Origin of the sequence: Chryseobacterium sp., from assembly GCF_045629545.1 — a bacterium.
In the GTDB taxonomy this organism is placed as follows: domain Bacteria; phylum Bacteroidota; class Bacteroidia; order Flavobacteriales; family Weeksellaceae; genus Chryseobacterium.
Genome location: NZ_JAZQRK010000055.1, coordinates 18858 through 32346 on the forward strand (window position 1 = coordinate 18858; position 13489 = coordinate 32346).

Genomic DNA, 13489 nt, shown 5'->3' on the forward strand with positions numbered 1-13489 from the left:
TTGTTAAAATATAAAAGTGTAATATTTTTAACCTATATTTATATAAATTAATAACTAAATTCCTTATTTTTAAAATAAAAAATAGGATTTTATAAGATAGGTTAACATCCATATAATTTTCGTTATTCTGTTTTGATAGATTAAAAACAATAAAAACACGAAAAATATAAAAAAATAGAAATCTAAATGAGTAAAAAAATTGCCATTATTGGTTCTGGTTTTTCAGGTTTATCTGCTGCTGCTTTTGCTGCAAAAGCTGGCTACGACGTGCATGTTTTCGAAAAACATAGTCAAGCAGGCGGAAGAGCGAGACAATTTTCTACAGACCAAAGATATACCTTTGACATGGGACCAAGCTGGTATTGGATGCCCGATATTATGGATGGTTTTTTTGCTGATTTTGGATATAAAACATCAGATTTTTACACTCTTATTTCACTTAATCCTCAATTTGAAATGATTTTTTCTGAGGAAAAGATGGAGGTTCCTGAAAATATGGAAGAGCTAAAAACTGTTTTCGAGACTATTGAAAAAGGTGCTGGTTTGCAGTTGGAAAAATTTATGAAATCTGCCAAATTTAAGTATGAAGTAGGCATGAAAGATTTTGTAAACAAACCTTCTTACAATTGGTTAGAATTCGCATCTCCTACCATTGCTAGAAGTGCTTTGAAGCTGGATTTGCTAAGTAATTTTAGAACGTATGTAGCGCAATATTTTAAGGATAAAAAACTAAGAACTTTAATGGAATTTCCTGTTATATTTCTTGGTGCATCACCCAAAAATATTCCTGCAATGTACAGTTTAATGAATTACGGAGGCTATGCGCTAGGAACCCATTATCCTTTGGGTGGTTTTTATCAATTGGTTTTGGCAATGAAAGATGTGGCAGAAAAACAAGGCGCGCACTTTCATTTTAATAAAAATGTTGAAAAAATAAATGTTTACAACGAGAAAGTAAATTCGCTTACCATCAATGGAGAAAATATAGAATTTGACGCTATTATCGCATCTTCAGATTATCACCATACAGAATCCTTGTTGGATAAAGACTATAGAAATTACAATGAAGAATATTGGGAAAGCAGAACTTTTGCACCTTCTTGTTTAATCTATTATTTGGGGATCAATGAAACAATTCCGAATTTAAAACATCATACTTTATTTTTCGAAAATGATCTTGATGAGCATATAGATTGCATTTATGGAAATAAAAAATGGCCAGAAAAACCTTTGTTTTATGCTTGTTGTCCTTCCAAAACAGACGATAATGTAGCTCCGAAAGGTAAGGAGAATCTTTTTCTATTGATGCCTTTGGCTATTGGTATTTCGGATGATGAAGAAACACGAGAAAAATATTTAATTGAAATGCTTTCAAGAGTTGAAAAACTTACGGGCACTTCAAATTTACTTTTGAAAATAGAATACAAAAGAAGCTACTGTGTAAGTGATTTTGTAGAAGATTATAATGCTTATGGTGGTAACGCCTACGGTTTGGCAAATACTCTTTCTCAAACTGCAGTTCTGAAACCTAAGCTTAGAAATAAGAAACTTGTTAATCTTCTGTATATGGGTCAGCTTACAGTGCCCGGCCCTGGCGTACCGCCTTCTATTATTTCGGGTAAAATTGCTGCCCGAGAATTGTGTAAAATAAAATTCTAAAACGTATGAAACAACTATTTGATGATCTTTCTTACTCGGTAAGTAAGATTACTACAGAAAAATACAGCACCAGTTTTTCATTAGGGATTTTGGCACTCAGGCCATCTATTCGCAAGGCGATCTATGCCATCTATGGATATGTAAGACTAGCCGATGAGATTGTAGATAGTTTCCATGATTATGATAAAGAAAAATTATTAGCTAGGCTAAAGATAGAGACGTATACAGCGTTAGAAGAAAAGATATCACTAAATCCTCTTATGCAATCTTTTCAGCACACTGTGCACTATTATAAGATTGATGTAGCGCTTATCGATAGGTTTTTGCATAGTATGGAGATGGATCTTCAAAAGATAGATTACAATTCAGATTTGTATAAAGAATATATTTTCGGTTCGGCAGAAGTGGTAGGTTTGATGTGTTTGCAGGTTTTCACCGAGGGGGATGAAAAGCAATATAAAAAACTCAAGCCTTATGCCATGAAATTGGGATCTGCATTCCAGAAAATTAATTTTTTGCGAGATCTAAAAGATGATTATCAAACTTTGGGACGTTCTTATTTTCCTAATATCGATATGGATGTATTTGATAATCGGGTGAAAGCAGAAATAGAGAAAGAGATAGAGGCAGAATTCAAAGAAGCACTACTTGGGATACAGCTGTTGCCCAATTCAGCAAAATTTGGGGTTTATTTAGCTTACAAATATTATCTATCCTTATTTCATAAGATCAAAAAAAAATCTTCTCTGGATATATTGGCAAATAGAGTACGGGTGGCCAATTCTCAGAAAGCATTTGTAGCCGTAAAAAGCTATATTAGATACAAAACTGCCTATTTGTAGTAGAATATTTTTCAAATTCTTATTTTTATATTTAAATGAAAAATACAGTCGAAAATTTTAATTAAAATTAAAAAGAAATGAGATACCAACTCTACAGAGAACAGCAAGTGAATTGCGATTTGGATACCGCTTGGGAGTTTTTTTCTAACCCAGGAAATCTTGCTAAAATAACGCCAGACGACATGGGTTTTATAGTACTTTCGGATACTAATGATGTTCCTATTTTTGAAGGAATGATTATAGATTATACCGTTTCTCCTATTTTAAAAATTCCGCTTAAATGGAGAACAAAAATAACCCAAGTAGATTGGATGAAAAGTTTTACAGATTTTCAGGAAAAAGGACCGTATGCTTATTGGCATCACTTTCATGAGTTTATCCCCAACGAGAAGGGGGTATTGGTAAAAGATACCGTGGATTATGAACTTCCAATGGGAATTTTAGGCGATTGGGTACATGGTTTATTCGTGAAAAAGAAATTAGAAGGCATTTTCAATTTCCGAAGATTGGTTTTGGATGAAAAATTTAATCATAAACAACAAGCATGAATTTCTTTATTGCTTTGGCTACATTTATCTTAATGGAAGGTGCTACATGGCTCATTCATAAATATATAATGCACGGATTTCTATGGTTTTTACACAAAGATCACCATGATCATAGCAACGAAGGAAATTTGGAGAAAAATGATTACTTCTTCGTTATATTCGCCATTCCTACTATTGCTTTGATGTATTTTGGCTCCTTAGAAAACTTCAATTATGTCTTCTATATTGGTTTGGGAATTATGGTGTATGGCATGGCATATTTTTTTGTACACGATATTTTTATTCACCAAAGATTGAAGGTTTTTTCTAAAACTAAAAAGCCATATTTTCTGGCTCTTAGAAGAGCTCACAAACAGCATCATAAGCATATTACTAAGGATAAGGGAGAATGTTTTGGGTTTTTATATGTACCCATGAAATATTATAAAATGTATTTTAATACCGAGAAAAAATGATATCTTACACCTACGCACTTGTACTATTTTTCACAGTTATCATTTGTTTTATAGCTTCATTCGACAAAAGAATACGGTTTGATCATCATATTTTATCCTTCCTGAAAGCCTCAATATTGGTGGCAGTTCCTTTTATCATATGGGATATTTGGTTTACCTCAAAAGGTGTTTGGTGGTTTGATACTCAATATACACTTGGTTTTTCCCTATTTGGATTGCCCGTAGAAGAATGGTTGTTTTTTATATGTATTCCTTTTTCTAGTCAGTTCACCTATTTTTGTATCACTAAGTTTTTCAAATTAAATTGGTTACAAGGATTTAATAATATCATTGCTTTTGTCACAATTATTGTCTGTTCGGTAGTTGCGTTATTACACTACGATAAAATTTATACTTTGGTAACAGCATTGGTAACTATTTTCACGGTTATTTATCTTCATTTTGTAGCGCGTGTAAGCTGGTTGGGCAAGGCTTCTTGGGTGTATACCATTTTGATGCTTGGCTTTTTTCCGGTGAATGGTATTCTTACAGGTACGGGTTTGCCTTCTCCTATTGTCAATTATAATCCTAAAGATTTTTTAGGTATCAGAATGCTCACAATTCCTATAGAAGATGCAGTGTATGGATATTCTCAGTTTCTGTTGGTGCTTTATTTTTTTATTAAATTTAAATCTAAAAAAGAAAAAATCGTTGAGTCTCACATCCAACGATAATTTACATTGATCTTCTATTTTTTTATTTATCAAAAACGAAATCTCCAGTGAAAGTGTCTAGGTATACATTATAGAGATTTTCTCCCTCGGCTTTTCTCTTTTTTGCCATTGCACTATTGATGATAATACCTGCTACAGCGCCACCAATACCTCCGAAAGCAGCACCAACAATAATGGCTGAGTTGTTGTTCTTTGGAAACAATTCTTCTTTAGAAGAGATAATATAAAATCCACGTCCATCCCTCATCATTTCCATAAAACCAACTGCTGTTACTTTATACGGAATTCCATCTTCTACATAGGCATATATTTTAGAACTAGATACTTTATAATCTTCATCATCTCTAAAACTTGTCACTTCGCCTTTCTTATTCTTTTTTAATTTTAATTCTGCATTTGGCACTTGTTTGGAAAAGGTTTCGTAAGTCTCATAAATGCCATCTACTAAAGTAGGAGCCTGAATTGCCACATTTTGTTTCTTGAAAACTTCTTCATAATTATTGAGGTCCGAAAATTCTAAGGGTAGCTTTTCTTCTACATGCTCATAAGAATCTGTAATAATTTTGCTCATTGCAACCCCAATTTTATAGGCAGTAAGCTTGTGTATCTCGCTATTGGGATGCAAGCTAGAAGACAATATTTTCTGGGTTCTTTCTACAAAATAATATTTATCATTTTTCTTCAAGAAACTCGCAAACTCCAAATTTATTTTTGCTGTACGTGTTTTACCCGTTATTTCATCATACGCTTTCAATTTTTTTATCACGAGTACAATGTCTTTGTATCCAAGTGTTTTATTGTCTTCCAAAAACCATTTTTCTACCAAATGCGCAATACTATCATTTTCAAATTTTATGTCATACAATTCTTTATTGTGGGTTATAGCACCAATAGTTTTATCTGCTCTAAGATCTAAAACCGTTAAAGATTTTGCGGTCTTTTTTTTATCTTTAATACTTTGCTTTAAAGGAATTGTTTGAGTTTTTTGAGCGCTCAATACACAAGAAAGCATCAATAAGAATAAAATTTTTTTCATTAAAATGATTTTCTCCAAAAATATAACTTTTATACCATAGGTTTATTATAAACCAAACGACTCTTACAAAATAATTTGTAAGAGTCGTTCAAACATTAAAAAAAATAAACTATTATGGGGATTTTCTCGCAGTGGTATTTTTACCATCGTGAGGTTTTCTTTCATTCATTTTATCTCTCATCATCGCCTCAGTATTAAAAAGCTTTAAAACTTTTTGCGACGGGATAATCTGCTGCATTTTCTCAGCATATTTTTTTCTATTATCAAGCAACTTTTGCCCTATGTCAAAACTCTGTATTAATTTTTGCTTGGCTTCATCCTCGGATAATGCATCTGCATTAAAATGAGGATTAAATTCGCTTTTTATCTTTTTTTGGTTGGCTAGATATTCATTGTAGATCGCCGTAAATTCTGTTTTGTTTTTACCATCGATATCCAAACTTTCTAACACCATATTGTTTCTAAATTGCATAAGAAGATTTTTTCTTTCTTCTGGTGAAAAAGTACTTAGTGCTTCCTGGCGCTGCTTGAAACTCATATTTTTCCAATCATAGTTTATCTTTTGTGCTTGTAGCGCAAAACCTGTTAGGATAAGAAAACCAAATAATAATTTTTTCATTTTTGTATTAATTATATAAATCCAAATAGACATCTTGAGTAGAATTGGTAGCCAAATCTTCAATTTCAGAACTGGTAAAAGAATCTAAATATTCTACCATCTGAGCTTCTGTCTGCTTCAACACTGGTTTCAGTGCTATTTTTTTTACTTCTTTCTTCTCAGGAATAGAGGCAATTGTATTGATGCTGCCATTTTCTTCTTTATGATTATTATTTTCAACTGAAGTTAAATCGTTTTCCAATGTTTCTAAGGCAACTTCACTTTCCGTTTTATCATTGGTGGTTACAGCATAGGCTTTGGCATTATACAGTCCATTGGTATCATTGGTATTATACAAATATGCAGATCCAAATAGTAGCGCCAAAGATGCAGCTACAGCATACGTCCACTTCAAATTAAAAATCGGAGCTTTCTTCTCTACTTTTATTTCCTTCAACACATTATTCTGTATTTCCTCAAATAAATTGTGAGACTTCTTATATATATTTTTACGCTCTATACAGTCGATATCTAAGCTAGAAGAATTATTATCTAATACTTTAGCCTGAATATTTTCGAACATATCATCAGAAACTTTAAAAATATTTTTGCGTTCTAAATTGTCTAAATCAAAATCTTTCATCATTATTTACTCAAAAAATTATTTCTCATAATTTGCTTTTATGTACTCTTCTATCTTTTGCTTTGCGTAATGATAATTGGTCTTCAAAGTTCCTACAGACATATCTACAATTTTAGATATTTCTTCGTAAGGCAAATCATCATAATATCGCATTGTAAATACTAGTTTCTGCTTTTCTGGCAGACTTTGTATTGCTTTTTGCAAAATAATCTGTATTTCTTCGGCATCACTTACTGCATTATCTGCCACTAGATTTTGCATATAATAATCTGGATCTTCATCAGTTTTTTGCATTTTTTTTAACTTATTTATTTGTTGCAATGCTTCATTAGTCGCAATTCTGTATAACCAAGTATACAGCTGACTATCATTTTTAAATTGATGAAAATTTTGATATGCTTTAATAAAAGTTTCTTGTGTAGTATCTTGGGCGAGATTGCCATCTACCACAATTCTTCTAATATGCCAATACAGCCTACTTTGGTATGCATCCATCATCGCCCGAGTCCCTTTTTCAAGAGTTCGTGGGTTTTGCATAAGAGCAATAATCTCTACGTCATTAGTCTTCATAAGATGCTTTCATTGGTTTTGATTACAAAAATATCTAAAAGTTAAAAATGTTATTCAATTTTGAGTCCAAATATCATAATATCTTATCTTTGTGAGATGCAAATTGTTATCATAGGTTCGGGAAATGTGGCGTATCATCTCGCGAAAGCTTTCAATCAAAAAAAAATTCCCATAGCACAGATATTCGGGAGAAATAAGGGAGATTTAGAAAAAATAAATCAAGAATTATCCATTCCTTATTCTACAGATCAATTAGAAGATGCAGATTTATATATCATCTGTGTAAGCGATCAATCTGTAGACCTAGTTTCAACGCTTATTACTAAAAAAGATTGCTTGGTAGCGCATACTTCTGGTTCTTTACCCAAAGAAGTATTGGTAGGAGCGTACCGTAAAGCAAGTTTTTACCCGCTTCAAACCTTTTCTAAACAAAAAGAATTAGACTACGAAAAAATTCCATTTTTTGTAGAAACTGAAGATAATCAGGATAAAAAAACGCTATTAGATTTAGCTTCAAAAGTATCTTCTAATGTAATGGAAAGTACGCATGAAAAAAGGAAATACATCCATCTTACCGCTGTTTTTGCTTGCAATTTTGTAAATCATCTTTTCACCAAAGCAAAAGAAATATCTGATGGACAAGAAATACCTTTCAATTATTTTTTACCATTAATAGACGAAACGGTAAAGAAAATCCACGAAATAGAACCCAAAGTGGCACAGACTGGTCCTGCTGTGAGAAACGATGAACGTGTGCTACAACTTCATCAGCAACTTCTAGAAGATGAAAGTTTGAAAATATATAATACAATGAATCGCTCTATAAAAACAATGTATGAGTTATAAAGAAAAATTGAAGGATATAAAAGCCTTTGTATTTGATGTAGATGGCGTTTTTACAGACGGAAGTGTATATCTAATGCCTAGAGGACATATGAGCCGCGTCATGAATGTATTAGACGGATATGCAGTGGTAAAAGCTATAAAAAATGGTTATACCATTGGTGTGATAACTGGTGGTAATGACGAAATGGTGAAACATAGAATCAACTATCTAGGAATAACAGATTATTATGCAAAATCACCAAACAAAATGTTGGATTTTGAAGATTTTAAAGCAAAACATCATTTAAAAAACGAAGAAATTCTTACCATGGGAGACGATCTCCCAGATTTGCATATTATGAATAGTTCTGCCATCGGTGCATGCCCCGAAAATGCAGTACCAGAGATAAAAGCGATTGCAGATTATATTTCTCCCACCAAAGGTGGAAGTGGAGCCGTGAGAGATGTAATAGAACAAGTAATGAAGGTGCAAGGAAAATGGCACGATGATAATACACAATCTGTATAATTTAAAATAAAAATGAAGATACTTTTAGCCTCACAATCGCCAAGAAGAAAAGAATTATTAGCAAGTCTAGGATTCGAGTTTGAAGTGGTAAAAATCGACTGTGAAGAAATATTACCCGAAGAAATAAGCATAGAAGATGCAGCTGCTTATCTGTCTTTATTAAAATCCAATGCCTACGGAACATTCAACCAAGATGAGGTTCTTTTGACGTCGGATACGGTAGTTGCAATAGATAATACAGTACTAGGGAAACCAAAAGATGAAGCAGACGCCAAAGCAATGTTGAAAAAACTATCGGGTACTACACACCAAGTATACACAGGAATTACCATTAGGACTACACAAAAAACAATCACAGAAACAGATGTTGCCCATGTAGAGTTGGATATACTTTCTGATGAAGAAATGAATTTTTATATAGAAAACTACAAACCTTATGATAAAGCAGGTAGCTATGGAGTGCAAGAATGGCTGGGGATGGCAAAAATTAAAAAAATAGCTGGCAGTTACTACACCATTATGGGATTGCCTACCCACTTGGTTTACAAAATTTTAAAAGAAATATAAATAATTACCCCACAAAATTTTGTTATTTTTACAAAATCATCAATCTTCTTTACAATAAAAAGTAGATTAGCAAGTTATATTGAATAATGAAAAAAAATATTCTATTCCTCTTAGCTGCAATCATTGTTGTTTCTTGTGGTACAAAAGTAAAGAAACCTGAACAACGATCTAAGTTTCTAAAAGGCTTTTCTACCTACTACAACACATTATTTAATGCAAAAGATGCACTGAATAGCGAGTTCACGAGTAGAGATGTTGCACATAAAGACAATTTCTATGCACCCTATATTCCTATTCTAACCTATGAGGATCAACCTTTGGGAAGTGATCTGGGTCAGTCTTCAGCATTTGCAGAAAATTCTGTAAAAATGGGAGAAATCAATCGTCAACCTGCCAATAACAAAGGAGGTATGCCTTCTACACCCTTTGCACAAGCTAATGCTAATGGAGTTCCTTCTAACCCTAATGATGAGGTTAATAAAGGGGCAACAGCATTAGAGATAGCAGAAGCAAAAGCTTTAAAGGCCATCGGAAAATATTCGGTTATAAAAAAAGGATCTGAGAAAAATAAAACCATATTTGATGCTTACATGATTTTGGCACAAGCAAGAATCTACCAAGGCAAATCTCTACAAGCAATAGACGCGCTGAACTATGTATTTACTCATATGAAGGATGACAAAAGAATTCCTTTGGCTAGAGTATATGAGGGATTAGCCTATTCTCAAATAAAAAATTACCACAAATCTGATGAAATTTTTGCTAAACTAAAAAGCGATGGGATAAGCAAAACGCATGAAAAATTGTTAAGCATCTACTATGCAGAATCTCTATTAGATGCTGGTAAGAAGGAGGAAGCTGTACGAGAATTGAGCCGTGCTTTTGAGATTAATAACAATAGAAAACTAAAAAGTAGAATTGCGTTTTTAAGAGGGCAAATTTATCAGGAACAAAACAAGAATGAGCTTGCAAGAGAAAGCTTTGTAGATGCATATAAGTATGCCAATGATTTTGAATTTGAAGTAAAATCTCAAATCGAAATTGCTAAAACCTTTAATGGCAGGGGAAACTATGACGGAGCCAAGGATTATTTAGAAAATATAAGCAAGAAGGGAACTTATGGATCTCGAAAAAATGAATTTTATTACGCCTTAGGTCTTATGGCGGGTAAAGCAGGGAAAACAGCAGAGTCTCAAGAGTATTTTCAAAAATCTTTATTAGAAAAAGTTTCAGACCCACAAGTAAGAGGGCTTACATATTATGAAATAGGAAGAAATTACCTCGCGAAAAACGACTATATTGGTGCAGGAGCCTACTATGATTCTGCATTGGTTGTAATGACGTATGAGCCATCTAAAATCTTACTAAAAAATCAATCTGAAAATATCAAGAAGATATCTACGAACTATTATTTGATAAAAAAAAATGATAGCATCTTGAATCTAGCAAAAATGTCTGAGCCTCAGAAAAATGATTTTTTTGCAAAATATATAGAAAAAATTAAAGCTAAAGAAGCGAAGGAAGAGCTAGAAAGAAAAAGAGAAGAAAGAAGTAAAGGCTTTGATACAGGTGATTACAATTCGAATTCATTATTTGCAAATAGCTCTACCGCTTTTGAAGATTTTGGCACTACAGCCAAAGGTTTCTATTTTGGAAATACGGGTACTGTCAGCAAAGGTTCTTCTACCTTTAAGCAAGTATGGGGCGATAGAGCGCTAATAGACAACTGGCGTTACTCCAAAAAAATGACCTCTATTGTTGATGCTAAAAATGCGGCTTTGGGCATCAGTACAGCGCCAAATCCTCGTCGTTTTGAGCCGAGTTATTATATAGAGCAGATCCCTACAGATGTGGCAAAATTATCTCAATTAAAAAAAGACAGAGATACTGCATCTTTGGGGCTGGGAATAATGTATCAAAATTATTTTACCAATACACCTTTAGCGACAAAAACGTTATATGAACTAGTGGATGTAAAGCCAGAGGAAAAAGTCATGTTGCAAGCTTTATATGAAATTTTTGCGATGAACTATCTGAAAAATCCTCAAGTGGCAGAAAGAGCAAAACAAATTTTATTATCAGAATACCCGTATACATCCTACGCAGAGTTTGCTAGAAACCCTAAAAACAGTACGTTTGTAAAATCTTCTGTAGAGGTTGAAAGTGAGTATAAAAGAGCATTTAGTTTATTCGAATCTGAAAAATTTGCAGAAAGTCAAGAGGTGATTAATCAAACTCTTGAAAAGTTTCCTAAAGATGCCTTGGTACCGAAACTAAATTTACTTAATGCCTTCAATACAGGAAAAATAAGTGGTAAGGAAGTGATGATTCTGCAATTGGAACAAATTGTACTCAACTATTCTAAAACTCCAGAAGGAGTAAAAGCTAAAGAGATGCTGAATTATCTAAAGAGTGAAATAGGATTTCAAACGACGGACAATAATGGAAATGTTGTGCAACAGAATGCTCCAAATATACCGAGCCAGCCTTTAAAACAAAATCAAGCAAGCCCAATTAACCAGATAAACAACAATCCGCCTGCTTCTCTGCAGAATAATAATGGAATGCCTACTAAGCCGGTATTTAACGAGGTGCAAGGTACAACGCTCGCACCGCTACAAGCACCTGCAAACAAAAAGTAAACAAAAAAGCGAAGACTATTCTTCGCTTTTCTTTTTCTTTACTCCATGAAACTCTTTTAGATAAAAGGGTTCGAAGTAAGCAATATCCTCAAATTCTTTGTTCTCTATCTTTTCTAAGGTTTTCTTTACCAAATATTGCGCTGATGGGTAAACTATTGCATTATATTCTGCATTAGGCAGTTGTACTATTTCTTTAGTTTTGGTTGCGCCATCACCCACAAAGAGCACTTTTTTATCTGCCAATTCTGCAAAAGAGGTTTCGTCTAAAACTTTTGCTTCAGTGGAGCTAATCTCTTCTCCTGTTTCACCATCATACATTGCGGTGTAGACTTCCATTCTTCTTGCGTCTACTAATGGTACAATATAGTCATATCCTTTTCCCAAGAAAGGTTCTATCATACTATCTAGAGAATTTACGGCAATCAGAGGAATTTTCAGTCCATAGCAAAATCCTTTTGCAGAAGCAGAGCCTATTCTAAGTCCTGTGTAAGAACCAGGCCCTTTTCCTAGTGACACCGCATCGAGGTCTTGTAAGGTAATCTCTGCGCCTTCCAACGCCCATTCTACGAATGTATGTAGGCTTTCAGATTGTTTATAGTTTTCCGAAACTTCTTCAGATACACATAATAACATATCATTATCAAAGATGGCTACAGAACAATTTTTAGAGGAAGTTTCTAGATATAAAATTTTCATTTCTTATTTTTAAATATTGCAATCTTGTTGCAGTTGCAAATTTATGGCTTTTTTAGTGAGTTATAAAAGTTCTTAAAATGTGATATTCCTTTATATTTTTTTATGTATAGTTCTAGGTTCGCTTTGTGCGCTAGGATATATGGTCATATCTGAAATTGTAACATGCTTTGGAGCACTGATGCAGTAGGTAATGGCATCAGCAACATCGTTTGCTTTCAATGGTTCATATCCTGCATATACGGTTGCGGCGCGCTCTTGATCTCCTTTAAATCTTATTAAAGAAAAATCTGTTTCTACAGCTCCTGGTTGGATGTTGGTTACTCTAATGCCAAATTCTGTAAGTTCTAGACGCATCCCTTCTGAGATTACATCTACTGCTTTTTTAGATGCACAATACACCACACCATTGGCGTAGGTTTGCCTAGCAGCAACAGAACTAATATTGATGATGTGCCCATTATTAAGATCCTTCATCATTGGGATTATCATTTTGGATACGTATAATAGCCCTTTTACATTACCGTCCAGCATTGCATCCCAATTTTCAGTTTTGCCTTCCGATAGAGGTTCTAGACCATGAGCATTACCAGCGTTATTAATTAAAACATCAATTTTTTTCCAGTTTGCAGGGAGAGAATTTATCGCATTTTCCACTTCCAGTAGATTTCTGACGTCAAATTGTAAGGTGACCACCTCTGTAATGGTAGAAAGTTGCGTTGATAACACAAGTAGTGCGTCTGCTCTTCTTCCACAGATGATTATTCTGTTTCCTTGTGCTGCTAAGAGTTCTGCGGTAGATTCTCCTATTCCGGAAGTTGCGCCTGTAATTAGTATTGTTTTCATTTTGGTCTTAAAAAAAAGAGTTTGTAAATCCATTACAAATATAAAGGACAACTAGGGATTTTGGGTTATTCTTACCTCCATTTTTTAGTAAATTCTATAGTGAGGAAGGCAATACAATTTGCAACAATGCGTTGCCTTCGTACTATTTAAAATTAAGTAAATAAGCCTCTTTATTTATTTTAATTTAAATCCTAATCAAAAGTGTCTATTTTGTGATTGGTAAAAAGCTAAAATAACTTAGAAATAACAATATTGTATATAAATCGGAAAAGATAGGATTTTGATGATAAAAATCTAATTTTAGATGATTTTTATAATAAATA

15 protein-coding genes are annotated in these 13489 nt (G+C 33.3%); 9 read left to right on the forward strand and 6 right to left on the reverse strand.

The window, feature by feature from the left end:
• The first annotated feature begins 186 nt into the window (after window positions 1–186).
• The 5 genes from ACKI42_RS13580 (at window position 187) to ACKI42_RS13600 (ending at window position 4217) form a co-directional block, all read left to right on the forward strand.
• The gene (locus ACKI42_RS13580; RefSeq protein ID WP_407406114.1) at window positions 187–1659 is read left to right on the forward strand and encodes a phytoene desaturase family protein; all 1473 of its coding nucleotides are present in this window, start codon (window positions 187–189) and stop codon (window positions 1657–1659) included.
• Window positions 1660–1664: 5 nt separating this feature from the next.
• A complete protein-coding gene (locus ACKI42_RS13585; protein WP_407406115.1) occupies window positions 1665–2501 on the forward strand; it encodes a phytoene/squalene synthase family protein in 837 nt (278 codons plus the stop codon).
• A gap of 77 nt (window positions 2502–2578) precedes the next feature.
• On the forward strand, window positions 2579–3049 hold the full coding sequence (locus tag ACKI42_RS13590) for an SRPBCC family protein (RefSeq protein ID WP_407406116.1): 471 nt from the start codon (window positions 2579–2581) through the stop codon (window positions 3047–3049).
• On the forward strand, window positions 3046–3504 hold the full coding sequence (locus ACKI42_RS13595) for a beta-carotene hydroxylase (protein ID WP_407406117.1): 459 nt from the start codon (window positions 3046–3048) through the stop codon (window positions 3502–3504). The genes ACKI42_RS13590 and ACKI42_RS13595 overlap by 4 nt, the downstream gene beginning before the upstream one ends.
• Window positions 3501–4217: a lycopene cyclase domain-containing protein gene (locus ACKI42_RS13600; RefSeq protein ID WP_407406118.1), complete on the forward strand. Its 717-nt coding sequence runs from the start codon at window positions 3501–3503 to the stop codon at window positions 4215–4217. Before ACKI42_RS13595 ends, ACKI42_RS13600 begins: the two co-directional genes overlap by 4 nt.
• Window positions 4218–4239: 22 nt before the next feature.
• On the opposite strand, the gene ACKI42_RS13605 is transcribed toward ACKI42_RS13600, so the two are convergent.
• The 4 genes from ACKI42_RS13605 to ACKI42_RS13620 all read right to left on the reverse strand — a co-directional run bounded on the left by ACKI42_RS13605 (window position 4240) and on the right by ACKI42_RS13620 (window position 7064).
• Window positions 4240–5253, reverse strand: a complete 1014-nt coding sequence (locus tag ACKI42_RS13605) for a hypothetical protein (RefSeq protein ID WP_407406119.1) — start codon at window positions 5251–5253, stop codon at window positions 4240–4242.
• A 112-nt stretch (window positions 5254–5365) separates the two neighbouring features.
• Window positions 5366–5872: a hypothetical protein gene (locus tag ACKI42_RS13610; protein WP_407406120.1), complete on the reverse strand. Its 507-nt coding sequence runs from the start codon at window positions 5870–5872 to the stop codon at window positions 5366–5368.
• 7 nt (window positions 5873–5879) lie between these two features.
• Complete coding sequence (locus tag ACKI42_RS13615) at window positions 5880–6497, reverse strand: hypothetical protein (protein WP_407406121.1); 618 nt, start codon at window positions 6495–6497, stop codon at window positions 5880–5882.
• Window positions 6498–6512: 15 nt separating this feature from the next.
• Complete coding sequence (locus ACKI42_RS13620; protein ID WP_407406122.1) at window positions 6513–7064, reverse strand: RNA polymerase sigma factor; 552 nt, start codon at window positions 7062–7064, stop codon at window positions 6513–6515.
• Between the two features lie 96 nt (window positions 7065–7160).
• Between ACKI42_RS13620 and ACKI42_RS13625 the strand changes: the two genes are divergently transcribed.
• The 4 genes from ACKI42_RS13625 (at window position 7161) to ACKI42_RS13640 (ending at window position 11627) form a co-directional block, all read left to right on the forward strand.
• Entirely contained in the window at window positions 7161–7910 is a 750-nt protein-coding gene (locus tag ACKI42_RS13625; protein WP_407406144.1) for a Rossmann-like and DUF2520 domain-containing protein, read from the forward strand.
• Window positions 7900–8418 carry a KdsC family phosphatase gene (locus tag ACKI42_RS13630; protein ID WP_407406123.1) on the forward strand — a complete coding sequence of 173 codons (519 nt, stop codon included), beginning with the start codon at window positions 7900–7902 and terminating at the stop codon, window positions 8416–8418. The genes ACKI42_RS13625 and ACKI42_RS13630 overlap by 11 nt, the downstream gene beginning before the upstream one ends.
• Window positions 8419–8430: 12 nt before the next feature.
• Window positions 8431–8985, forward strand: coding sequence for a Maf family protein (locus ACKI42_RS13635; RefSeq protein WP_407406124.1), 555 nt, complete (start codon window positions 8431–8433; stop codon window positions 8983–8985).
• 86 nt (window positions 8986–9071) lie between these two features.
• Window positions 9072–11627 carry a tetratricopeptide repeat protein gene (locus tag ACKI42_RS13640; protein ID WP_407406125.1) on the forward strand — a complete coding sequence of 852 codons (2556 nt, stop codon included), beginning with the start codon at window positions 9072–9074 and terminating at the stop codon, window positions 11625–11627.
• A gap of 15 nt (window positions 11628–11642) precedes the next feature.
• Here ACKI42_RS13640 and tsaB read toward each other — a convergent pair whose 3' ends face one another.
• Window positions 11643–12323, reverse strand: coding sequence for a tRNA (adenosine(37)-N6)-threonylcarbamoyltransferase complex dimerization subunit type 1 TsaB (tsaB, locus tag ACKI42_RS13645; RefSeq protein WP_407406126.1), 681 nt, complete (start codon window positions 12321–12323; stop codon window positions 11643–11645).
• 90 nt (window positions 12324–12413) lie between these two features.
• Window positions 12414–13166, reverse strand: coding sequence for an SDR family NAD(P)-dependent oxidoreductase (locus ACKI42_RS13650; protein WP_407406127.1), 753 nt, complete (start codon window positions 13164–13166; stop codon window positions 12414–12416).
• Between the last annotated feature and the right edge of the window lie 323 nt (window positions 13167–13489).

Coding starts and splice junctions, on each gene's coding strand:
- ACKI42_RS13580 (WP_407406114.1), top strand. CDS start 187: ATGAGTAAAAAAATTGCCATTATTGGTTCTGGTTTTTCAGGTTTATCT.
- ACKI42_RS13585 (WP_407406115.1), top strand. CDS start 1,665: ATGAAACAACTATTTGATGATCTTTCTTACTCGGTAAGTAAGATTACT.
- ACKI42_RS13590 (WP_407406116.1), top strand. CDS start 2,579: ATGAGATACCAACTCTACAGAGAACAGCAAGTGAATTGCGATTTGGAT.
- ACKI42_RS13595 (WP_407406117.1), top strand. CDS start 3,046: ATGAATTTCTTTATTGCTTTGGCTACATTTATCTTAATGGAAGGTGCT.
- ACKI42_RS13600 (WP_407406118.1), top strand. CDS start 3,501: ATGATATCTTACACCTACGCACTTGTACTATTTTTCACAGTTATCATT.
- ACKI42_RS13605 (WP_407406119.1), bottom strand. CDS start 5,253: ATGAAAAAAATTTTATTCTTATTGATGCTTTCTTGTGTATTGAGCGCT.
- ACKI42_RS13610 (WP_407406120.1), bottom strand. CDS start 5,872: ATGAAAAAATTATTATTTGGTTTTCTTATCCTAACAGGTTTTGCGCTA.
- ACKI42_RS13615 (WP_407406121.1), bottom strand. CDS start 6,497: ATGATGAAAGATTTTGATTTAGACAATTTAGAACGCAAAAATATTTTT.
- ACKI42_RS13620 (WP_407406122.1), bottom strand. CDS start 7,064: ATGAAGACTAATGACGTAGAGATTATTGCTCTTATGCAAAACCCACGA.
- ACKI42_RS13625 (WP_407406144.1), top strand. CDS start 7,161: ATGCAAATTGTTATCATAGGTTCGGGAAATGTGGCGTATCATCTCGCG.
- ACKI42_RS13630 (WP_407406123.1), top strand. CDS start 7,900: ATGAGTTATAAAGAAAAATTGAAGGATATAAAAGCCTTTGTATTTGAT.
- ACKI42_RS13635 (WP_407406124.1), top strand. CDS start 8,431: ATGAAGATACTTTTAGCCTCACAATCGCCAAGAAGAAAAGAATTATTA.
- ACKI42_RS13640 (WP_407406125.1), top strand. CDS start 9,072: ATGAAAAAAAATATTCTATTCCTCTTAGCTGCAATCATTGTTGTTTCT.
- tsaB (WP_407406126.1), bottom strand. CDS start 12,323: ATGAAAATTTTATATCTAGAAACTTCCTCTAAAAATTGTTCTGTAGCC.
- ACKI42_RS13650 (WP_407406127.1), bottom strand. CDS start 13,166: ATGAAAACAATACTAATTACAGGCGCAACTTCCGGAATAGGAGAATCT.